Genomic DNA, 22,726 nt, shown 5'->3' with positions numbered 1-22,726 from the left:
ATTAGGTTTCAGGAGTTAGGGGATAAAACCTATTACCTAACTCCTACCACATAAAACCTTATTTTTTACTAAAAATATCCTTAATCGGACTTCCAACACAGCCATTTGGCTCTAAAACATTCAATAAAGCTGCCAATGTTGCCGCAATATCAGAGATATAAGTTTGCTCAACTGTTTCGCCTTGTGGAATTTTCCAACCGTACCATACCAATGGCACATGGCGGTCGCTTTGCCACATTGTTCCGTGCGTTGTGCCTTTTTTAGAACCGCTGTACCAAGCTGGCTCAAACAAAATCATAATATCACCACTGCGTTTTGGGTTGTAAATATTTTCTATGAGCGGCTTATAATAAGGCGGAACATTTGCCGAGTTAATATCATGCAAATTTACAATTTGATAAACCGAAGAACCCAAAATCAGCATTTTTTCTCTAACTAATTCATACACTTGATTCATAGTCACATTTTTCTTAGCCATCAATTCGTGGTCAAGATAAAGCTGGTAATTATCTTGTGCTTTTATCCATTTTCCTTCGCCAAATTTTGCCGCCATTTCTCCATTCAAATAACTCACTTCCTTCCCCATTTCAATAGTTCCTGCTGGGATTTTGTGTTTTTTCAAGAATCCAGCAATGTCAGTTACACCGTGGTCAGCAGTCAAAAACACCAAATAGTTTCCTTTACCAATAGTTGCATCAAGTTTGCTCAAAACCTCTGCAATATCACGGTCAAGACGCAAATATGTATCTTCTATTTCAATTGAGTGTGTACCCGTTGCATGACCCACGTAATCAGGTGTCGAGAAACTTACGCACAGGAAATCGGTTTCTTTTCCTTGTCCCATTTTTTCATTTTTGAGAGCCGCTAAAGTGATTTCTTTGGTAATCGTATTTCCGTAAGGCGAGGTAAGCAATGCTCCATAATTAGCAACTGTGTGCGGAAAAACTGGCAATTTTTCACCCGATAAAACATTTTCGTATTCTTGATTATCGGCTTCACTTTCGGTGTATTGCTCAATCGGTAAAAGTGTTTCCCACTTCTGAGCCATCAATTTATCAGGCATTTTCTGAGCATTAAAATCTTTCACCCATTGCGGCAAATCATTCATATAATACGTACTTGTAATCCAATTTCCCGATTTTGCATCGAACCAATAAGCAGCATCGGCCGAATGTCCCGCTGGCAAAATACCACCTCTATCTTTTACTGCAATACCTATTACTTTTGAGCGAAACTCACTCGCAATTTTCAATTGGTCGGTAATTGTGGTCGTGTGCATATTTACAGGTGAGCGTTTACCTTCTACTCCCGCTTCTCCAGCACCAACCGCACGCACTGTTGTATCTTCGGCTACATAAACCGTTCGGTTAGCCAATGGGTCATACCATTCATTGCCAATGATCCCGTTTACAGCAGGCACCGAACCAGTATAAACCGCCGCATGACCAGGGCCTGTAATTGTGCTTGCGTAATGATAATGATTATTTCTACAGTTAAAACCTTCGTTCATTAGACGTTTGAAACCTCCTTCAGTATATTTATCGTAGTAGCGATAAAGGTAATCGTATCGCATTTGGTCAACCATAATACCCAAAACTAATTTAGGTTTCGACAACGTTGTGGCAGGCTTTGTCTTTTTTTGAGCCGAAATAGATAAGCTTATCAGCACAAAAAGTAGGGTTAGATGTTTCATTTCAGTCTGTTAAATTTCAATAAATGATGTTTTGTGTCGTAGTAAATAAAGTTCAAAAATAGTTATCTTCTTTCAGAAACAGCCCTTTCTGACTTTAAATATTTGTAAAAATAAATAACTTAAGCCAAGTAAAGCACTTAACTGGCATTTTTGATTTACCACCTTTCCTTTGTACCTTTGTAGAGTTATGCAAGATTTTTTTACAGAGTCAAATCAAAAGTTAGCGTTATTTAACGAATTCTTGAGTTCACCCAAGCAAATCGTTATCACTACCCACCAAAATCCTGATGCCGATGCTCTCGGTTCATCATTAGGGTTATCCGCATATTTAAAGAAAAAAGGTCATAATCCAGTTATCATTACTCCAACCGATTATCCTGATTTTTTAAGATGGATGTCGGGCGAAAGTGAAGTGATAAACTTTGAAAGTGACCGACAAGGTTTGGCAAAAGAACTCATTGCCAATGCTGACATGATTTTTTGTCTTGATTTCTCAGCCTTGAATCGCATCAAGGGCATGGAAGAATTTGTAAAACAATCAACGGCAAAAAAAGTATTGATTGACCACCATCAGCAACCCGAAAACTTTGCTGATTTTGTATATTGGAACGAAAGTGCCGCCGCAACTTGCGAATTGATTTATGAATTAATCGAAAAACTGGGCGACAAAGATTTAATTGATATTCCAGCAGCCGAATGCCTCTATGCAGGTTTGGTAACTGATACAGGTTCATTTAGATTCGATAGCACAAGCAAAGAAGTACACCGAATTGCGGGCGAATTGATTTCGATTGGTATTCATCCTAATAAAATTCACCGTAAAATTTTCGATAGTAATACCTTTGAACGAATGAAGTTTTTAGGCTTTGTTTTGGGCGAAAAACTAATCTATCTTCCCGAATACAATGTGGCTTATATGGCCATCTCAAAGGAAGAATTAAGCCGATTTAGTTCAAAAAATGGCGATACCGAAGGCGTAGTCAATTACGGACTTTCGATTAATGGTGTGGTAATGGCAGCAATTTTTACCGAAAAAGACGATATGATTCGGATTTCACTTCGTTCGGTTGATGATTTTTCAGTAAGCGAATTTTCAAGAACTCACTTCAATGGTGGTGGGCACAAAAATGCCGCAGGTGGGCGATCGCATGAATCTTTAGAGAAAACCGTTGAAAAATTTCTTTCTTTACTTCCAAAGTACAAAGACGTATTAACCAATAGTTAAAACACTTATAATCAACAAATTACTAATAAATAAAATCGTAAAATCTAATTAATACATAATTTTCAATGACAAATTTTTTAAAAACAACATTAAGCCTTGCAGCGGCTACAAGTTTACTTTTTTCTTGTAACCAATTTAAGGTTACACAAGATCCTGATGGTTCAAAATACCAAATCCATGAGGAAGGAAAAGGCAAGAAAATCAAAACTGGCGATATTCTAACATTTGATTTGGTTATCAAGGCAGCCAATGATTCAACTTTTGAAGATACCTATAAACGCAACCAACCAATCACGATGGTAGCTCAACAAGGTACTTACAAAGGCTCTTTTGAAAATGCCTTAATGCACTTAACCGAAGGCGATAGTGCTACTGTTTTCATTAGTGCTGATTCTCTTTTTGCACGAATGAATCAACCATTACCAGCGGGCGTAACGAAAGGTTCTGATTTCAAATTTATCGTAAAAGTAAAATCAACCCAAACTCGTGAAGATTTCCAAAAAGCACAAGATGCTAAGAAAACTAACGAAGCGAAGTTGATGGAAGAGTATGCTAAGAAAAATTTCCCAAATGCTACAAAAACACAATATGGCATGTATCGTGTCGTTGTAAAAGAAGGTACTGGAGAATTAATCAAAGCTGGACAAACCGTAACGGTTGATTATACAGGAAAACTAACTAACGGTAAAGTATTTGATAGTTCAGTTGGAAAACCTGGCCCTAAATTCCAAGTTACGGTTGGTCAAGGTGCAGTAATTCCAGGTTGGGAACAAGCATTGGTTATGATGAAAAAAGGCGAAAAAGCGATTTTCTTCATTCCTTCAAATTTAGCTTATGGTGAGCAAGGTGGTGGCCCAATTGAGCCTTTCAGTTCATTAATTTTTGAAATGGAAGTCTTAGACGTAAAATAATACCCCTACAAAGCCCAGTCAATGCAATGCTGGGCTTTGTACAAAATTCAAATATATCAATAAGTAAAATGAAGAAAATTGCGTTTTTGTTAATTTTAGTGAGTGCGGTAATTGGGAGTTCATGTAGTGGATTTTTAGAAAATGACATTGAAGCTACCAGCAAAAAAGATGCACAGGAAATAGCTGACTATATCAGTAGCAAAAACCTCCAAATGCTTGGTACAACCTCCGGAATGAAATATTCCATAGATAAAACTTCTTTGGGGAGAATTGCCGCTATTGGTGATGAAGTTACATTCCATTATAGTTTATCTTTATTAAATGGCCCAAAAGTAGATAGCTCGTCGAGATTAAAGAATGAGCCAGCTAAAATTACACTCGGAGCATCTAATATTATTGCTGGTTTTCTCGAAGCACTTTCGCTTCTGAAAGAAGGTGAACGAGGAACATTTTTAATGCCCTCAATTTTAGGATTCGGAACACAATCAAGTGCAACAGTTCCATCAAACTCTGTACTTAAATTAGACTTAGAAATCATAAAACTTCGCTCGGAAGACCAAGTTATTGATGATTATGTAGCAGCTACAAAACTTACTCTCACCGAAAAAACATCAACAGGTTTACGTTTTTTACGCACACTTGAGGCACCAAATGGCACTCAGTTAAAAGCGGGTCTTACGACATCCGTAAAATATACTGGTTACTTGGCAAGCACAGGTAAACAATTCGATACTGGTCAAATAAGCGTTTCTTTGGGTAGTGGTTCTGTGGTTAAAGGTTTTGAAGAGGGGCTTTTAAAAATGAAAGTAGGTGAAAAAGCTACAATTGTATTTCCATCAAGTTTAGGTTATGGTACAACTGGTAGTGGAACAGCAATTCCTCCTTATTCTCCTCTTATATTCAATGTTGAAATTGTAAGTGCCAACTGATTAAATTTGATATTCTTTAGCCAAAACCTCTGAACTTTTCGGAGGTTTTGGCGTTTTTAATGATAACCTTTTCTTTATCGAAATGCCTAAATTACCCAAAGAACTCGAAAAGGCAGTTTTGAGCCTGCCAGCAAAAGAAAAAGATAAGTTATTGATAAGGCTTATCGGAAAAAATGAATTATTGATTCAACAACTTTATTTTCAATTGCTTGAAGATGAATCTGACCTCCCGCACAAACGAGCAGAAATAAAAAATCAAATCCTGAAAGTCTCAAAAATGTACCACGATACAGCTGGATGGATGATGATGGATATGCGTGAACTAAATGGACGTATTACGAATCATGTAAAAATAACCAAAGATAAATACGGTGAAGTGGAGTTGACACTTTTTCTCCTTAACACTTTTTTTGATAATCAGCTTCCACTTTTAGAACAGTATAGTGGTAAAACGGATACAATTTCGCTATACATTGCCAAAAGAACCGAGTTTTTAATGAAAAAGCTACCAAAACTCCACGAAGACTACTACGTTGAGTTTGAGCGAGATGTAAATAAATTGCTCGAACGAGTCCATCAATATTGCCCTGCCTATTACGCCCGACAAATGCAGCTCCCTAAAAGCTGGGAATACTAAAAAAAGCTGCCTTTTTGGGGCAGCTCGTACTCAATTTTAAGGTTCAACTCAAGTTAAAATCATTTATACTACACTCATTATAAGGGACTCATAATGAGGCGGTTGTAGAACTTTTTGGGGCAACATAACGCTTTCCTTTTTGGTTCTTTGTTTTTTCTAATTCATTTCTCAAATAATCAGCTGGAAAAAAGCCACGATAACGACCCACATACTTTGTTTTTGCATCTAATAAAACCAAAGTCGGATACACATCAACTGCAAAACGGTCAGCGATTGACATTCCATCAAATGAATCAATATCTACTTTATAAATCATGTAGTTTGCATTTATATACGAAACTAAGTTTGTATTAGTAAACGTTTCATTTTCCAATTTTTTACACGGTCCACACCAACTTGCCCAAAAATCAAGCACAACTGGTTTCTTTAATTTTTTAGCTTCTCTCAAAAAATCGTCATAGCTTCCTTTGTAGAAATTGACTTGGCTTTGCGAAACCTCAGCCACGTTGGTGTAAGATGCGAACATTACAAACGTAATCCCCAACAAGAGCATTAGTTTAATTCTCATAGCGTAATATATTGAAGTTATAAAATAGACATAAGCCTTTTTTCCTGAAATCTTAGCGAAAGGCGACGTTTCTTGAACAATCAAATATTAAGCCATTTTTAACCCAATACTCTAATAATTTGATTTTAGGGGATCTGAAACAAAAAAACGGCTGATTTCAAGTAGAAATCAGCCGTTTTTTAAAAATTAAAAATCTATCAGTATTCTACGCCAAGAGATTTCAATGTCTCAAGATTCAAGTTACCTGATGGTAAATTATTATCTTTTTGGTATTTGATAATAGCCGCATTAGTGCGTGGCCCCAATACGTTATCATCTGGACCTGGGTCATAACCTTTAGCTCTAAGGGCTTTCTGAATAGCACGAACCGTAGCTGAAGTAATTTTATTTCCGCAAAGAATTTCAACCCAGTCAGCATAAGTACCGCTGCTTGTCATTGATGTTGTAGTATAGGTTGCATATTCAGCAGGAATTTCTCTTTCTGAGGTAGCAGCAGGAGTTTTTACAACGGTCTTAGTCACAGTACGGTATTCAGCTGGGATTTCTTTCTCAACAGTTCCAGCCGCATTAGCTACCACTTGTTTAGTAATAGTACGATATTCTCCTGGGATTTCGATCTCACGAGTTTTTGGCTGACCATCAATTACGTATTTTGTAACCGAACGATATTCGGCAGGTACGTCAATTTCACGAACTTGTGGTCCGCAACCGCCATTTCCAGCTACAATTCCATTACCAGTAGAAGAGCCAGAAGCATCTGCACAAGAATACTTCGTGCGAGTGGCATAAACTGCTGGAACTTCAATCTCACGAGTTGTTGCGGGGGCAACCAATGCTTGTTTTGTACGAGTAGCATAAACCGCAGGAACTTCAATTTCTTTTACTTGAGCAGCTTGAGCAACGATTTGCTTCGAGATTGTCTCGAATTGTGGGGCAACTGCAACTTCTTTTGTTTGTGGTCCTCGGGCAACTACTTGCTTTGTAATTGTCTCGTATTGTGCAGGAACTTCAATTTCTTTGTATTGAGCAGGAACAGCAATAACAGTTTTTGTGATTGTTGCATATTGTGCCGAAGAAGTTCCACCTACGAATGCTTGAGCAGCTGTAAGGTTTGTACCTGTTGGTTCATAGCCATCAAGCATTTGTTTTGTAATTGTCGCATATTGTGCCGCTACTTCAACTTCACGAACTGACGCAGGTTGAGCAATCACTTGTTTTGTGATAGTTGCTGTCTGAGCAGGTGTTATGCTCTCTTTTACACCCGCAGGAGTTTTCAATACTTGTTTGGTAACGGTTTTGTATTCGGCAGGAATCTCAACCAAACATAATTGTAAACAGTCATCTGGGTTTGCACTCAAACATGATGGGTCAAGCTTACGTTTTTCATATTTTGTATATGCCTCACGAATTTTAACTTTCTCAGTCACTGTTTCATACACTGCTGGAGTTACAACCAAAGTTTTTACTGGCTCTTTTATCACAACAGTTTCTGTAACGGTTTTGTAAGTTGCAGGAACAATCTCATAGCGTTTAGCAGCTTCTTTAGCCAAAAACTGTTCAGTTACAGTTTTGTATTTTGGGCGTTGACCACCAGCAATTGCAGGGGCAGCTTCACGAACCAATACTTGCTCTGTGATAGTTTTGAATTGAGCAGGCACAACTTCATAACGTTTGTAAGCTGGACGCACCTCAACTCTTTCTGTTACCGCTTTAAATTCAACATTATTATCTACAACTATATTATTATAAGCAGGTTTTATCATATACTGCTCGGTAATAGTCTTATAAACCGCAGGAATCACTTCATAACGTTTAGAAGCTTCTTTCACGATAACTTGCTCAGTTTCAGTTTTGAATTGTGCAGGAATCACTTCTAATTTTTTATATCCTTCACGTACCATTATTTGCTCAGTTAATGGCTTGAAACACGGAGCATTTACATCTGCACCTTTGCCAGTGCCTGTTCCCGTTGCTTGATTACAACCAACGATTTCATAACGCTTATAGGCTGGACGAGTTTCCATCTGGTCGGTTACAGCTTTGTACGAACCCGAACCTGGAATTACTTCTGTTCTTTTCCCTGGTTCTTTTACCAATACTTGCTCTGTAACACTTTTGTATGCAGAAGCTGAAGCTTGGATAATTTTGCTACCTTCTTTTACGAGAACTTGCTCTGTAGTTGTAGTTAATTCTGGAGCAGAAGCCGTAAGGATTTTACCCGCTTCTTTAGAAATATACTGCTCAGTACGAGTTGTAAATTGAGCTGGCTTTAAACATTTAGCATAACATTTTCCTGGTACAGCATTTGGTGGGAGATCGCTCTGTGCCATTGAAAGCCCATAGCTCAGCACCACTGCCGACAGTGTCAAAAAGGAATTCTTCATCATTTTCTTAATTGTTTTGGGGTTTTAAGTAAACTACTTGTATATTGATTCACCTCTTTAGGTCTGCTCATAATTAATATTTGGTTGTATCTTGCACCACAGTGGCTACTAATACGGTATGTTTGAACATAGTAAATCCATTCATCTATTCAGACTATTCGTAACTACTCAAGTAACACAAATGGATTGGTTTTCTAACAGATTTCTATAAATATTTCATAATCAACAACAAAAAGACTTTTCAGCATTTTTGTGCAAATTTATTTTTAGTCCCTTGTGAAAGGAGGTTCTTCATGGACTATAATTATATAAGAAAGACAGGGTATCTCTAAACGAGATGGCAATAATAAAGATAATATTCTATAAATTAAAAGAAACTCAACACTTTTTTTTCACTCTTTCAATAATTTGCTCTAATTTAGTTGCTGTTGATTAATTATATCTTTCAGAATGAAAATTTCTATCATTGGCTCTGGGAATGTTGGCTGGCATTTGGGCATTGCGTTCGAGAATCATCATCATCCTGTTTGTGAAGTGTTTAGTCGAAATATAAAGAAAGCCGAAAAATTGAGCGAAATGCTTTACAAAGCCGAAGCTAAAACTGACCTCGATTTTTCGGAAAGTGAAGCCGAATTATTTATTCTTTCAGTTGCGGATGATGCAATGGAAGATGTTTGTTCTAAACTGATTTTGCCCGAAAATGCTATTTTGGCACACACATCAGGTAGTAAATCATTGGACGATTTGCAGAAACTCATGCTCATTTACCATGATTTACCAGTAAAATGTGCAGTTTTTTATCCTTTAATGACTTTTTCGGCAGGCAAACGTCTTGATTTGAAGTCTGTTCCTTTCTGCATCGAAGCAGTTGATGAGGAGACCGAACAGATTTTAGTAGATATTGCCCAAGAAATGAGTGATACTGTATATCTTCTGAGTTCAGAAGAGCGGAAAATATTGCACGTAACAGCGGTTTTTGCCTGCAATTTCACGAACCATTTATTAGCCTTATCGAAAAGTATTACCGATAACGAAAATCTTGAATTTGATTTACTAAAACCGATTATCTCGGAAACTTTCAAGAAAGCATTGGCTGCCAACGACCCCGCTGATGTGCAAACTGGCCCCGCCATTCGAAATGATAAAACTATCATTAATCGCCACCTCGATTACCTGAAAGATGACGCCCGATTATTGGAGATTTATGAGGTTTTGACGGAGAGTATTCAGAATATGTCCACTATCCGCAGAAGACAGTCCACAGAGTTTTAGTTCTCAAACAAAAAATCCTGCAAGGTCAGACCTTACAGGATTTTTACTAAAAATATGATTTCAGAATTAAATCAAACCTTCGTTACGGTTGATACAATCCAAATCTTCAAAAGCTACTTTCAAACGAGCAATCATATTTTCTTCGCCTTTGCGTAACCATACACGTGGGTCGTAATATTTTTTGTTTGGAGAATCTTCACCTTCTGGATTGCCCAATTGCGACTGTAAGTATCCTTCTTTGTCTTTGTAGTATTTCAAGATACCTTCCCAAGTTGACCATTGTACGTCAGTGTCGATGTTCATTTTCACTGCACCGTATTTGATGGCTTCTCTGATTTCTTCACGTGAGCTGCCCGAACCACCGTGGAACACGAAGTTTACTGGCAATTCACCCGTTCCGAATTTTTCTTGGATGAAATCTTGTGAGTTTTTCAAGATGATTGGCGATAATTTCACGTTACCTGGCTTATATACACCGTGTACGTTTCCGAATGCCGCTGCAATTGTAAAGTTTGGTGAAATTTTACCCAATTCTTCGTAAGCATAAGCTACTTCCGAAGGTTGTGTATAAAGTTTCGAGCTATCAACGTCTGAGTTGTCAACGCCGTCTTCTTCACCACCTGTTACACCTAATTCGATTTCGAGAGTCATACCCATTTTGGCCATTCTCTCCAAATATTTTGCACAGATTTCGATGTTTTCTTCCAAAGGCTCTTCTGATAAATCAATCATGTGCGAGCTAAACAATGGTTTGCCATGTTGAGCAAAGAATTTCTCGCCTGCATCTAACAAACCGTCTATCCAAGGTAATAATTTTTTTGCACAGTGGTCAGTATGTAATACAACTGGAATACCATACATTTCAGCGATTTGATGCACGTGCATCGCACCCGAAACTGCTCCAGCAATGGCTGCTTCTTGATTTTTGTTTGGTAAACTTTTACCAGCGTAGAAAGAAGCTCCACCATTTGAAAATTGAATAATAACTGGTGAATTTACAGCTTTAGCTGCTTCCATTACACCATTTACAGAGTTAGTTCCAACAACATTTACCGCAGGAAGGGCGTAATCATTTTCGTTGGCGTGACGCAACAAAGCATTCAATGCTTCACCTGTAACGACACCTGGCTTAATCAGAGATTGACTCATGGTAACTTTTTTGAATTTTAAAAAGAAATAATGTTATTATAATGATAGATGAAGCCTAATTGATGAATTTTAATGCAAATTAATGTTTTTTTGATGAAATATTGCTGTTTTGGCATTAAAATTTAAGAGATTAAGGAAGGCTTCGTTTGAAACGAAGCCTTCCTTCGTTCACTTTATAACCGCTTTCATCATCAAATCGGCTACGAATTGATTACCAATTTCATTCAAATGCACTCGGTCAGTTGTTAAAATTCCAGATTCTCTATTATTGGGGTTATTTTTGAGGTTATAACTTATAAATTCTTTGCGTAAATCAATCAACGTGCAATCGAATTTGGCAGAAATCGTGCGGATGATGTTTGAATAATGATTCAAATCTCCATCTTGTTGATTACTGTTATCAGTGCGTTCGCCGATGGCGGCTGGTGTGCAGCAAATTACTTTGATTCCCTGCGACTGTAATTTTTTGATGAGAGCCGTGTAGAAATTACCAAATTTATCGGCATCCGTACCCGTTCCGTAGCTGGCTTTGTGCCAAACGTCATTTACACCTACATAAATCACGACCACATCGGGTTTTTGTGAAAGTACGTCGTCTTCCATTCTTAGGTACAAATCATAGACTTTGTTTCCGCCAATACCCGCTCCGATTAGCTGATATTTATCTTTAATACCTTGTTTTTCAAGCATTTCTTTCATTTTGGTGATGTATCCACCAGGATTTACACCCGCTTGCGTAATAGAATCGCCAAAGAAAATGACTTTGGTTGGTTTGTCTTGTTTGAGAGAAAACATTGAAATTGATAGTAAAACTAAAAGTAGAGTTTTGAAAGAGGTTTTCATTGAGTTTTATTAAAATGAAATGGTTGAATATAAACAGACGAAAGTAAAAAGATATTAGCAGAAAACAAAAAACAGCGTTTCGGAAAGTTCCAAAACGCTGTCTAAATCCCCTAAACTAAATACTAACTAATCTTTATTACTTCACCTCAACTGAGCGATATTCGGCTGGTGTTGGTGCGTGTGTTTCTAAATTTACTTCTTTTGAAATTACCTCTTTACCATTCGAGATTTCAAAACGATATTTACCATCTGATAAACCTGTCAAATCAAATTTCTTTGAGAATTTACCAGTTTGCTTTGCCACTACTTCCGAATAAATTACTTCGTTGCGGTCGTTTTTCAAAGTAATATCCAATGCTTTTCCTTGTTGTTTTTCAATTAGAACATTAACTTTCATTGAGTTAATGACACGATACATACCTACATCAAATGTGCGTTTACTGGCGGTTTTGCTTTCATCTTTTTTGCTGATTGGCTCAGATGCTAATACTGTCGAGAATGTGAATACACCTGCTACAAGAGCGATTGCGAAATTTTTAATTTGAGCTTTCATAATTTTGTGATTGACTTTGAATGTTTGTAATTTTTATAGCTTGCGGATTGCCGCACCATTCGATTATAAGATGCTGTGATGGTTAGCTGCGTTGCACTGTTTTGCCTAATCGGTCGATATAAATGATGAACGGTATTAGTAACTTAAAGTACCTTTTCCTTTCAAGATTTCTTTTGTGATAACATACTCACCGTTGGTGATTTCGATAAAATACTTACCAGCCTCGATTGTCGAAAAATCATATTTGAATTTATAACCCGTAGCTTTTTTGCCAACTCTTTCTTCGCTCAATACATTGCCTTTTTCGTTCATCAGTTTTACGATGGCTGTTTTACCAGCATCTTTTGTCAGTGTGAGACTCAATTGTAATGAGTTTACGTTTCCTATTTCATACATTCCTACTTTGAGGTTGCTCATTTTGTAGTTAAGAATCGAGTTTGAAGTCGTGGCGGCTTCTGTTTTCTCTACCTTTTTATCTTCTTTTTTGTCTTCTGCGTTTGCATTGAAGAATACTGTTGTTGCTAATAAAGCGATGGCGATTGTTGATTGTAACGTTTTCATAATTTTGGAGCGGCGAACCGCAGTTTTAAATGTTTTATTTTATAGCTTTTTCAATTATTTAATTATAAGATGTTGTGCTGGTTGTTTACGTTTCGAGTTTTAGCACAATCGGTCAAAACTCTTGATGAGCGGTCTTAGTAGCTCAAAGTACCTTTTCCTTTTAAGATTTCTTTAGTGATAATGTGGTCGCCGTTGGTTACTTCGATGAAGTATTTACCAGCCGCAGATTCAGAAAAATCGAATCGGAAATTGTAAGCGGTTTCTTTTTTACCGACTCTCTCTTGCGTTAGTACCGTTCCGTTTTCATCCATCAATTTTACTGTGGCTATTTTATCAGCATCTTTTGTAAGTGTAAAATTCAGTTTCATTGAGTTTACGTTTCCTACTTCATACATGCCAACTTTGAGGCTGCTCATTTTGTAGGTGGCCAATGAGTTTGAAGTAGTTGAAGCTTCGTTTTTCTCTAATTTTTTATCTTCAGCATTTGCATTGAAGAATACTGTTGTTGCTAATAAAGCGATGGCGATAGTTGATTGTAACGTTTTCATAATTTTATGTATTTAATGTTCTGTTTTTTAATTGTTGTTTTTGTTTTGTTGATTCAAAATTAGTGTCTCGATTTAAGCTCCGAAAACATAAGTGATGAAGTAGGTAATCTTTGTGATGAAATTCTTCTTCTATGTGATTCGGCTTGTAAAAAACTTTTTTACTTATTGTTCTTAAATCGTGTTCTGCCTTGTTTGATGATTCAAAGGTATGGGTAAAACTTGGTACTATGTAATACAAACTACTCAAATGGTTATTTTAAAAGGACGAGTGGTGATTAGGCTTGATGGCTCCAAAACGCCCTTGTAACAAAATTTTATTTCTTTTTAAGTCCATTTTAATATTAATAACTAACAAAAACCAAATATTGTTTTGTTTTTGAACCAAATATCCTACTGACCACATATTACTATTTGAAAAAGCCGTGCCAAGAAATTTATACCTGTGCCATGTACTACTTAAACAACTCACTATCAAGCACTTACACAAAACACTAAAAACTGAAATGCTTTTATGATGTCTAAAAATTGTCCATTTTCGTACAATTAAATGTCATTTTCGTACACTATTTCGTTTTGATTCACAAAACTTTATTACATTTGAGCGTCAAAATAATCAACCTTTAATACTGAGATGAAAAAAGTACAAATCATTGCTTCGGTTGCATTCGCTATGCTTCTTAGTGCAAAATCTTATGCACAATATTCTTCTACTCCACCTGCGGTTTCGCCGATGCCGATGAAACCCGAAATGACCGAAATCTGGGACCCAGAGGTTACGGTTGTAACTCCAGGAAAAACCAGTGCCGATGCACCTTCAGATGCCATTATCTTATTTGATGGTAAAGATTTATCTCAATGGGTAAGTGCGAAAGATGGTTCACCTGCTCCGTGGTTAGTAATTGATGGTCGAATGGAAGTGGTTCCAAAAACAGGTGATATTAAAACAAAATTGAAATTTGGTGATTGTCAGCTTCACATCGAGTTTTCGGCTCCTGATGAAGTAACGAGCGTAAGCCAAGGTCGTGGCAATAGTGGGGTTTTCTTCCAAGACCGCTACGAATTACAGATTTTGGATTCTTATCAAAACCGCACGTATCGCAACGGACAAGCGGGTAGTATATATAAGGATGCGGCTCCGCTCGTAAATGCGATGCGTAGCCCATTGGAATGGAATACGTATGATGTAATCTATACAGCACCTCGCTTCAAGCCAGATGGTCGTTTAGATTACCCTGCTCGTATTACGGTTTTGCACAATGGCGTTTTGGTTCAAAACAATACTACGATTTTGGGACTAACAAACTACATCGGTTTACACATGTATCCAGAAGCTCACGGCGAAGACGTAATTCACTTACAAGACCACGGCAACAAAACTCAATTCAGAAATATTTGGATTAGAAGACTGTAATTTAGCCAATGGACGACAGTCGATAGAAACAGCTTCTTTCTTCTCTTGAAAGAAGCTGTTTTTGTTTACGAGTAGCTTAATTATTGGCAGCCAGTAGCTTTACGGCATCGCCATTCTTTACTTTTACATCACTCTTCAAAATTACTTTATCGCCTACTTTCAAGCCTTTGGCTGTCCATTTATCATTGACGAGCGTAGCCGTGATTGCTTTAGCAGTAGATTTCCCATCTTTTTCAGAAACTACATAAACCGAGCAAGTACCTTTATTATCACGAATGAGTGCATCGGTAATCTGAAAGTTCTTATCAACTACTCCTACCCTAACTGGTTTTGGTGGTTTGGGAGTAGAAGGTGTTCTTGCACGAGTTGGTGGCGGCGGTGGTGGTGGAACTTCTGAACCTGACGAACGGAAGTTTCGAGGTTCTGGAGGTGCAGGCACACTCGCTCTCGGTGATGTTGGATGAGCAGGTGGTGCAGGGTACGTACTTCCGTAACGATAGTAATTACGACTACCATGCGTACTGAAGTTTACGTTATCGCCGTTTATGGTGATTCTGAAATCTTTTTCTTGCAAATCTTTATAGCGGCTTCCCCAGGTTTTATTCACCCAGTTCCAAACTTTTTCATAAACTGCCGCCGATTGTGGTTCTAAATCAATCAAAAGTTTATCGCCTTTTAAACGCACTTCAAAATCTTTTTTATTTTTGATTAAGCCATCTTTATAGAGCATTTCGGCAAACGACTCTAAATCTTTCTTGAAACGAGCTTCTTCTTCTTTAGCCAATTTTTCTAAAACCTTACCTTTTGCCTCCATGATTTTACCGAGGCTATCCATTGGTTTTGAGTAGCGTTCCATCAATCGGCCTAAACTATCCATTGGTGAACTGAGACTTTGCATACGCTTCTCAAACGGACGCATTTCGGCTTCAATTCCATTCATTTGCTGCTCAAACTCGTGCATCTGTTTTTCTAATACACGCTCCTGCTTCTCTAAATCTTTGAGTTTTCGCTCTGCATCAGCTGGCATTTTTCCCTCATCCATATATTTATTGTGGATTTTTTGCATCGCTAAACTCACCTCCTGCATCTGAATAGATAAATCTTGAATCTTGCGTTGTGGTACTTGGAATTTACGCTGCACCTGTTGCATAGCCTCGCTCTCTTTTTCCATTTGACGACTATACTTTTCATCCATTTGGCGGCTCAGTACTTCCATTTCTTTACTGTATTTCTCCATTTCTTTGCCCAGAGCCTCCATTTCGGCCTCAACTTCATCTAATTTTGAGGTATCAGCAGGCATTTCTACATTATCGGCAACACTTACGGGAACAACATTATCAATCGCATCTACTTTCGATATTGTTGATTTTTCATCTTTGACAGTTGGTGAATCTTTCTTAATTTCTTTTTGGGCGTAAGTGATGCCCAAAGCTACAACCAAAATCATTCCCAGTACCGCAGCCCAGTTTCCGTAACTCATCGGCTTGGTGTCATTTATTCCAATAATTCGCTTTATTCTATCCATAAAAGTTTGGCGTTTTGCCCCAAAAGCCATTGCTAAACGTGGCTGTTGCTGATAACTCGCTACTTGCGTAAGAGCTTTGGCCAGTACCAAACTATCGCCGCAGATTTCTACCGCAAAATCATCGCAACAGTTTTCTCGCTCATCACGCACTTTGCCCGAAATAAACCAAGTGGCTGGGTGAAAGAAAAACAAAATTTCAACGAAATTTTGGAAGATATTAACCAAATAATCGTAGCGTTTGATGTGAGCCAATTCGTGAGCTAAAATGGCTTCTAATTGCTTGATTGTCAGACCTGAAGCCATACCTACGGGCAGTAAAACCACAGGTTTAAGCCAACCAATGGTCATCGGTACAGAAGCACGAGCCGACTCAAGTAATTTGATAGTGGCTGGCATTTGTGTTTTTTCGAGAAGGTTATTCATTAATGCCTGAATATCAGCACTTATTGGGTTCACTTGTTGTACTTTTAGACTTTGTACGTGCGTAAAACCCACCAACAAACGTAGCAATAAAAGTGTAGTTCCGACCAACCAAATCATAACAAAAACGTCAAGGTTATTTTGCAAGAAAAACTCAACTTGTTGCAAAAGACTAAGTTTTTTAGGAGTAAAAATCAGATTTGGATTATTCAAGAAAAAATTCCCAAATGTCAGATTACTCTGCAAAGCAGTGGAAGTGCTGACGGGCTGATAAACAGTAAAAAAAGTAGCGATAGCAGCCACAAACTGCAAGGTTAAAGCCCCGATTCCGAGCCTGTAACGAGTGATGGATGGCTTGAAAATGTAGTACAAAATACCGAAGACCAACAAAATGGCAAAGCCTTGCCAGATTGAGTGAATGAGTGTCCAGCCGAGAGCCGAACTTGTGTTGTAGTTGATAATGTCTGTTAGCTTTTTCATAATTACCCCTAACCCCTAAAGGGGCATTTACATTATACCTTACGAGGTAATAAGGCATAAAATTTCGATTTTATAAATTTAAATTCTTTTCTTTTTCGGCAATCAATTTCTTGATTTCATCGAGTTCATCGAGACTAACATCTTGATTACCAAGTGCTTGCATAACTAATTTCATGGCTGAGCCTCTGAAAGTAGCATCAACAAATTTTCCGAGTAAAAGTTGCTGAGTTTGCTCCTCGCCTATTTCGGCCTGATAAAGATGATAACGCCCCTCTTCAGTACGGCTCAAGATATGCTTTTCGTGCATGATTTGCATCAACTTGAGTGTAGTTGTATAACCAACTTCTTTAAACTTAGAAAGTTCGTCGTTTACTTGTCTGACCGTGGCCTTGCCCAATTGCCATAAAATCTGCAAAATCTCCAGTTCCGATTCGGTGGGCTTTATTGATGGTATGTTTTCCATAATTTTGTTTACGAATAATTTCGTAGCAAATATAATACGAAGTTTTTCGTAGTTCCAAATTTTATTACGAATATTTTCGTAGATAAATAAAAAAACTCATTTTGAGAGCTTCTGTATCTCAAAATGAGTTGAATAATAGCAGTAGTTTCATACCTACGCCATGAGTATCTATTTATGATTTAATTGCTACCGACATATAATCCCTACGGGATAAGATAGCAACTTTTATACACTTGGAAGATGCTGTCGCAACTCTTATTTACAGGCATTTGCCACAAAGTCTTCTAAATCTTTTTTGGTAGCACCTGTGTAATAAGTCGGGCATGCCTTAAAGAATGCACTTAGAGCATTGGCATAGGCTTGACATTTAGCTTTGTTGGTCGGGTCTGCACTAAAAGCAGTTGCAGCATCGGTTACTTTTTTGGCTTCGTCGTCGCATTTATTGGCTACAACGGCGGCAGCTTTTGAACAACTTCCCAAGATTCCGAAAGAGGCAGAAAGTATTAATGTGGCTAAAAGAATCTTTTTCATGGCTTTTTCTTGATTAAAAAGGTTACTAAACATACAAATGTATTTAGCGTGGAAATGAAAGAATAATTAAAATGATAAAATTTACTGGGCGGTGGGCGGTGGGTTTTCGTGCAAAAAACTATCTTTGATTATTCATTCTATTCAGACACCTCATCATGCCCCAAAAACTCACCCAAATCATTGGTCGAAGCTCGTTTAACCTAACTTTGTTTGCTTCGGTCACGGCCTTTTTCACTTATATGTGTTTTTATCCGTTTAGACGTGCATACACGGCGGCTACTTATGAAGAATTATCGTTTTTGGGGGTAAGTTTCAAGATTTTAATCATTACGGCACAAGTGTTGGGTTTTGCAGTATCAAAAGGTTTGGGAATTAAGTATGTTTCCGAAATGCTTCCAGCCAATCGCTCACGTAACTTATTGATAATGATAATTTTATCTTGGATTTGTTATCTATTTTTTGCCCTTACTCTTGCCCCATTCAATTTGGTTTTTATCTTCTTGGCGAGTTTACCACTGGGAATGGTTTACGGTACAATTTTGGGTTTTCTTGAAGGTCGAAAAACAACTGATTTGCTGGTGGCTGTTCTCACGGCTTCGTTTATTATGGGTTCGGGTTTTGCCAAAAGCATCGGAAAATGGGTAATGACGACGCTCCAAGTAAGTCAGTTTTGGATGCCATTTGTGGCCTGTGCGATTATGATTGTGCCTTTTGGCATTTGTACGTGGTTGATGGGGCAAATTCCACCACCGAGCGAAGCCGACAAAGAAAATCGTACCGAACGCAAACCAATGCAAAAGACTGATAGGAAAGCATTTATCAACGAATTTGCGTTGAGTATGGGGATTTTTGTGGTGTCGTATGTGCTGCTCACTACATTCAGAGAGTTTAGAGATAATTTCACACCTGAGATTTGGAAACTATTGGGTTACGGCAATAATTCGGCGATTTTCACTCAAACCGAAACCCCAATTGCGATTACGGTTTTGCTAATGATGGCCGCTATGCGTTGGGTACAAAATAATTATAAAGCCTTTGTGATTATTCAGCTTTTGATGCTGGCAGGTGGCATTCTGATTGGCGTCAGTACACTGCTTTATCAGCAACAAATGCTTTCGCCTGTGGCTTGGCTCACGAGTTTAGGCCTGGGCGTTTATATGGCTTATTCGATGTGCAATAGTTTGTATTTTGAGCGAATGATTGCCGCTTTCAAGAAATCAGGAACGGTTGGTTTCTTGATAACTTTTGCCGATTATTACGCTTATTTGGGCAGTATTCTGGTGCTTTTCTACAAAAACTTCTTCCAAAAAAGCATCAACTATCTTGATTTATTTATTATCTTATCTTATTGTATATCAATTATTTACGTAATTTTAGTTGGACTTTCGATGTGGAATTTGAGTTTGAAACGAGCGAAGTCTGAGTGAAAACAAATATTAATCAATTTTTTAGGAACGTCCAAATTGGACGTTCCTACGGGCAAGATTTAACCATTAAATTTAAAACCCATCTATCTTCCAATTTCAACTTTAAAATTTTCAAGAAAAAGCAATGTTTTTTTCATTTAGTCCAAAAAGTTCTATTCTGTTGATATTTTTCTTTCATGGAATCGTTTTTTCCATTTTATTATTCATCAAAGGTTTACAGACTACCAATAAATCAAGTCTTTGGCTTGGTTTATTTACGCTACTATCCTCCTTATACATAGCCCCCTTTATGTTTGGTTATGCAGGTTGGTATTCAAAAGAAATTTATCGAAATATTCTTTTTTATACCCCATTTCAACAATTATTTTTATTGGCTCCTATATTGTATTTCTATTTTAAAACCCTGCTCGACAAATCATTCAGCTTTTCTGCCAAAGATTATATCCACTTTTTACCAGCAACTCTTTACTTGATTTATTCAATCGTCGTCTTTTTAACCGACAAGGTTATTTTAAAAGAGTATTACTTCTATGCTGATGGAAAAGATAAAGATTTTTCGATTTGGTATCAGATAATCGGCTTACTCTCACTCACTTACTATCTAATTCAGAGTCTCAAAACATATAATGAGTATAAAACGATAACCTATAATGTTGTAAGTTTTGCCGACTCGGTAATGTTTCGGTGGGCGAAGCGATTTTTAATAACATTTTTGCTATTGATTGCTATCAGAATTGTATTTTTTATTGCTAATCCTGAATGGGACGAGTTTGGTAAGAAATTTTGGTATTATGTGTGTTTTTCCTTGCTTTTCTACTATGTTTCGATCAGTGGTTATACAAATTCGGTATTATCTACTACCTCTTTTAAAGATTCACCGAAAAGTTTTGAAAATGATTTAAACCTTAGTGCCGACGAAACTACCTCTGATAAAAACACATTCAAGGCTGAAATTGCTGATTTGGATATTTGGAAAGAAAAAATAGAATCATTGATGTTAATTGATAAAATGTATGAAAACCCCGAACTTGTAATATCTGACCTAAGCAATCGACTCGGAACTCACTCTAAAAAAATCTCACAAGTAATTAATGAAGGATTCGGAATGAATTTTAATGATTTCGTGAATCACTATCGAACCAATGCTCTGATAGCTAAGATTGAAGAAGGCGAACACAATATCCAGACCTTACTTGGTCTTGCTTTAGACTGCGGTTTCAACTCAAAATCAACATTTAATCGAGCATTTAAGCGAGCAACCAATGTAAGTCCGAAACAATTTATTGAAAAAAATTACTCAAAATAGGTATCAAATCACGATTTAGGGCGAATCAGGACTTCTAAAAACTCAAATTTGCAAAAAAATCAAAGAAATGAAATTATACGTACTGACACTTTTTTTTGCATCAACCACCATTTTGTTTGGACAAACGCCAAACAGTCTTTCAGTTTCTCAAATAAAACGCCTTGACGAAATTGCTACACAAGATGTACCCAAAAATGCTCCAGGAATTGCCACAGGCATTGTAAGCAATGGCAGGATAGTTTATGAAAAAGTTGCGGGCTTCGCCGACTTGACAGATAGCACTTTAATCACGAAAGATTCACGGTTTAATATCGCTTCAAATGGCAAACAGTTTACTGCTTTAGCGATTCTTGTTTTGATTGACGAGAAAAAAATTAGACTCACTGATGATATAAGGAAATATTTGCCAACTATTTACCCGAAATTAAACACAAAGATTACTATCGAAAATTTGCTTACCCACACAAGCGGTATAAGAGATGTATATGATTTGTGGGCATTACAAGGCTTTACTTGGTGGAAATATACATTTAGCAACAAAGATGTTTTGAGGCTGATAGAAAAACAGGAAGAATTAAATTTCAAACCCAGCACCAAATATTTGTATAGCAATACGAACTACATACTGCTGGCGATGATTGTGGAAAAAATTACGGGCAATTCTTTTGTCGCTTATACCAATGATTTATTCAAGAAATTAGGAATGCCAAATACTTCATTTGAAGACGATTATACAAAAATCCGTGGGCCAATTGCGAAGGCTTATTTCAACTTTGATACTTGGAAAAATTATAATTGGATTTGGAATGTTTATGGCGACGGCAATATTTTTTCGACACTGGCAGACCAAATCAGATGGGAGCAAATTCTTCAAGGCCAAGTAAAATGCGATATAAAAAGACAAATTATAGAAAAAAGCCAACAATTAACCGATAATTCGAGCATCAAAAATTATGGCTACGGACTTGAATTTAGCACTTACAAAGGCTTAAATTATACATTTCATGAAGGAGCAACTGGAGCTTGGAAAGCAACAGTTATTAGATTTCCAAGCAAAAAAACTTCAATAATTACCCTTACAAATACTGGTAAAGCCACCCCAAACACACAGACACGCCAAATGGCCGATGTGGTTTTTAATCTAAAAAGTAATGATACTTATTTAGTCACAAAACCGACTAAAATAGGCAATTTTGTAAGCGAAGAAGATATGATTGGACTCTATCAAACAGATGACAATTTCACTTTTCAATTTGAAAAACGAGATAGTATTTTGTATTTAAAACGTATCGGACGCAACGACGTAAAATTAGAACGTGAAGCTGATAATATCTTGCACCAAACCTTCGACCCTGATTTTAAGCAAGAATTTAAAAAGAACGAAAAAGGTGAAATGACCGTAACTGCTTATTATACCTCTCACTCCCCCTATACACTGACAAAGCATATTTATGATTGGAAAGGCTTTAATTATCAAGCACTTAACGGTAAATTTATCAATTCAGAAACCAATGTAAGCGTTGAGATTAAGTTTATCAGCGATAAAAGCTATGAGGTAAAAATAGGCGATAAAAATAGCACAAAAGGGCTTTTAATCTCTCCAACCAAACTATTGGTTGATAATTACGTATTCGATATTGACAACAACTCTACGTTGTTTTTAAGTAGTGATAGAATTCAACGAGTTAAATTTCTCAGAGTGAATTAAGTTTTGTTAAACCTATATTGCTTTTGACATTACACAAAATCAGTTCTTCAACGATTTACACCATAATTTGGAATCTGGACAACGCTGGCAGAGTTTTAAACCTACCAGCGTTCACCTCCAAATTAATTAACGTTGAAATTTCCAACATGTTTTCTCATAAACATCATCAAAAAACTCTTTCA

Annotated in this window: 20 protein-coding genes; 9 read left to right on the top strand and 11 right to left on the bottom strand. The window is 37.2% G+C overall.

What is annotated here, in order from left to right:
• Nucleotides 1-58: 58 nt before the first annotated feature.
• Nucleotides 59-1,693, bottom strand: coding sequence for an alkaline phosphatase PafA (gene pafA, locus ABR854_RS11835; protein ID WP_350265608.1), 1,635 nt, complete (start codon nt 1,691-1,693; stop codon nt 59-61).
• A gap of 187 nt (nt 1,694-1,880) precedes the next feature.
• Between pafA and ABR854_RS11830 the strand changes: the two genes are divergently transcribed.
• From ABR854_RS11830 to ABR854_RS11815, 4 genes are all read left to right on the top strand, one after another.
• Entirely contained in the window at nt 1,881-2,918 is a 1,038-nt protein-coding gene (locus ABR854_RS11830) for a DHH family phosphoesterase (RefSeq protein ID WP_350265607.1), read from the top strand.
• Nucleotides 2,919-2,983: 65 nt separating this feature from the next.
• Nucleotides 2,984-3,829, top strand: a complete 846-nt coding sequence (locus ABR854_RS11825) for an FKBP-type peptidyl-prolyl cis-trans isomerase (protein WP_350265606.1) — start codon at nt 2,984-2,986, stop codon at nt 3,827-3,829.
• A 68-nt stretch (nt 3,830-3,897) separates the two neighbouring features.
• Entirely contained in the window at nt 3,898-4,758 is an 861-nt protein-coding gene (locus ABR854_RS11820) for an FKBP-type peptidyl-prolyl cis-trans isomerase (RefSeq protein ID WP_350265605.1), read from the top strand.
• Nucleotides 4,759-4,840: 82 nt separating this feature from the next.
• Complete coding sequence (locus ABR854_RS11815; RefSeq protein WP_350265604.1) at nt 4,841-5,395, top strand: hypothetical protein; 555 nt, start codon at nt 4,841-4,843, stop codon at nt 5,393-5,395.
• 88 nt (nt 5,396-5,483) lie between these two features.
• Here the strand turns inward: ABR854_RS11815 and ABR854_RS11810 are convergent, their stop codons facing one another.
• Nucleotides 5,484-5,963 carry a thioredoxin family protein gene (locus ABR854_RS11810; protein WP_350265603.1) on the bottom strand — a complete coding sequence of 160 codons (480 nt, stop codon included), beginning with the start codon at nt 5,961-5,963 and terminating at the stop codon, nt 5,484-5,486.
• 197 nt (nt 5,964-6,160) lie between these two features.
• Nucleotides 6,161-8,350 (bottom strand): peptidoglycan-binding domain-containing protein, encoded by a 2,190-nt coding sequence (locus ABR854_RS11805; protein ID WP_350265602.1) that lies wholly within the window; start codon nt 8,348-8,350, stop codon nt 6,161-6,163.
• Between the two features lie 447 nt (nt 8,351-8,797).
• Here ABR854_RS11805 and ABR854_RS11800 point away from each other — a divergent pair, with 447 nt between their 5' ends.
• Nucleotides 8,798-9,619 carry a Rossmann-like and DUF2520 domain-containing protein gene (locus ABR854_RS11800; RefSeq protein ID WP_350265601.1) on the top strand — a complete coding sequence of 274 codons (822 nt, stop codon included), beginning with the start codon at nt 8,798-8,800 and terminating at the stop codon, nt 9,617-9,619.
• 66 nt (nt 9,620-9,685) lie between these two features.
• On the opposite strand, the gene fbaA is transcribed toward ABR854_RS11800, so the two are convergent.
• The 5 genes from fbaA to ABR854_RS11775 form a co-directional block, all read right to left on the bottom strand.
• Entirely contained in the window at nt 9,686-10,768 is a 1,083-nt protein-coding gene (fbaA, locus tag ABR854_RS11795) for a class II fructose-bisphosphate aldolase (protein ID WP_350265600.1), read from the bottom strand.
• A 168-nt stretch (nt 10,769-10,936) separates the two neighbouring features.
• Entirely contained in the window at nt 10,937-11,611 is a 675-nt protein-coding gene (locus ABR854_RS11790) for an SGNH/GDSL hydrolase family protein (RefSeq protein WP_350265599.1), read from the bottom strand.
• 136 nt (nt 11,612-11,747) lie between these two features.
• Nucleotides 11,748-12,164 carry a hypothetical protein gene (locus ABR854_RS11785; protein WP_350265598.1) on the bottom strand — a complete coding sequence of 139 codons (417 nt, stop codon included), beginning with the start codon at nt 12,162-12,164 and terminating at the stop codon, nt 11,748-11,750.
• Nucleotides 12,165-12,299: 135 nt separating this feature from the next.
• Nucleotides 12,300-12,725, bottom strand: a complete 426-nt coding sequence (locus ABR854_RS11780; protein ID WP_350265597.1) for a T9SS type A sorting domain-containing protein — start codon at nt 12,723-12,725, stop codon at nt 12,300-12,302.
• A gap of 134 nt (nt 12,726-12,859) precedes the next feature.
• Entirely contained in the window at nt 12,860-13,273 is a 414-nt protein-coding gene (locus tag ABR854_RS11775; RefSeq protein WP_350265596.1) for a T9SS type A sorting domain-containing protein, read from the bottom strand.
• 631 nt (nt 13,274-13,904) lie between these two features.
• On the opposite strand from ABR854_RS11775, the gene ABR854_RS11770 reads away from it, so the two are divergent.
• Nucleotides 13,905-14,684, top strand: a complete 780-nt coding sequence (locus ABR854_RS11770) for a 3-keto-disaccharide hydrolase (RefSeq protein ID WP_350265595.1) — start codon at nt 13,905-13,907, stop codon at nt 14,682-14,684.
• A 76-nt stretch (nt 14,685-14,760) separates the two neighbouring features.
• Here ABR854_RS11770 and ABR854_RS11765 read toward each other — a convergent pair whose 3' ends face one another.
• From ABR854_RS11765 to ABR854_RS11755, 3 genes are all read right to left on the bottom strand, one after another.
• Nucleotides 14,761-17,109, bottom strand: a complete 2,349-nt coding sequence (locus tag ABR854_RS11765; protein ID WP_350265594.1) for a M56 family metallopeptidase — start codon at nt 17,107-17,109, stop codon at nt 14,761-14,763.
• Nucleotides 17,110-17,179: 70 nt separating this feature from the next.
• Nucleotides 17,180-17,572: a BlaI/MecI/CopY family transcriptional regulator gene (locus tag ABR854_RS11760; protein WP_188769568.1), complete on the bottom strand. Its 393-nt coding sequence runs from the start codon at nt 17,570-17,572 to the stop codon at nt 17,180-17,182.
• Nucleotides 17,573-17,827: 255 nt separating this feature from the next.
• A complete protein-coding gene (locus tag ABR854_RS11755) occupies nt 17,828-18,103 on the bottom strand; it encodes a hypothetical protein (RefSeq protein WP_350265593.1) in 276 nt (91 codons plus the stop codon).
• Nucleotides 18,104-18,258: 155 nt separating this feature from the next.
• Here ABR854_RS11755 and ABR854_RS11750 point away from each other — a divergent pair, with 155 nt between their 5' ends.
• The 3 genes from ABR854_RS11750 to ABR854_RS11740 all read left to right on the top strand — a co-directional run bounded on the left by ABR854_RS11750 (nt 18,259) and on the right by ABR854_RS11740 (nt 22,544).
• Complete coding sequence (locus tag ABR854_RS11750) at nt 18,259-19,530, top strand: DUF5690 family protein (protein WP_350265592.1); 1,272 nt, start codon at nt 18,259-18,261, stop codon at nt 19,528-19,530.
• A gap of 124 nt (nt 19,531-19,654) precedes the next feature.
• Nucleotides 19,655-20,836 carry a helix-turn-helix domain-containing protein gene (locus tag ABR854_RS11745; RefSeq protein ID WP_350265591.1) on the top strand — a complete coding sequence of 394 codons (1,182 nt, stop codon included), beginning with the start codon at nt 19,655-19,657 and terminating at the stop codon, nt 20,834-20,836.
• A gap of 67 nt (nt 20,837-20,903) precedes the next feature.
• Nucleotides 20,904-22,544 carry a serine hydrolase domain-containing protein gene (locus ABR854_RS11740; protein ID WP_350265590.1) on the top strand — a complete coding sequence of 547 codons (1,641 nt, stop codon included), beginning with the start codon at nt 20,904-20,906 and terminating at the stop codon, nt 22,542-22,544.
• Nucleotides 22,545-22,726 lie beyond the last annotated feature (182 nt).

Source organism: Emticicia sp. W12TSBA100-4 (assembly GCF_040253585.1).
GTDB lineage: Bacteria > Bacteroidota > Bacteroidia > Cytophagales > Spirosomataceae > Emticicia.
Note: the sequence above shows the minus strand (reverse complement) of the source record. Positions and strands in the feature narration are given on the sequence as shown.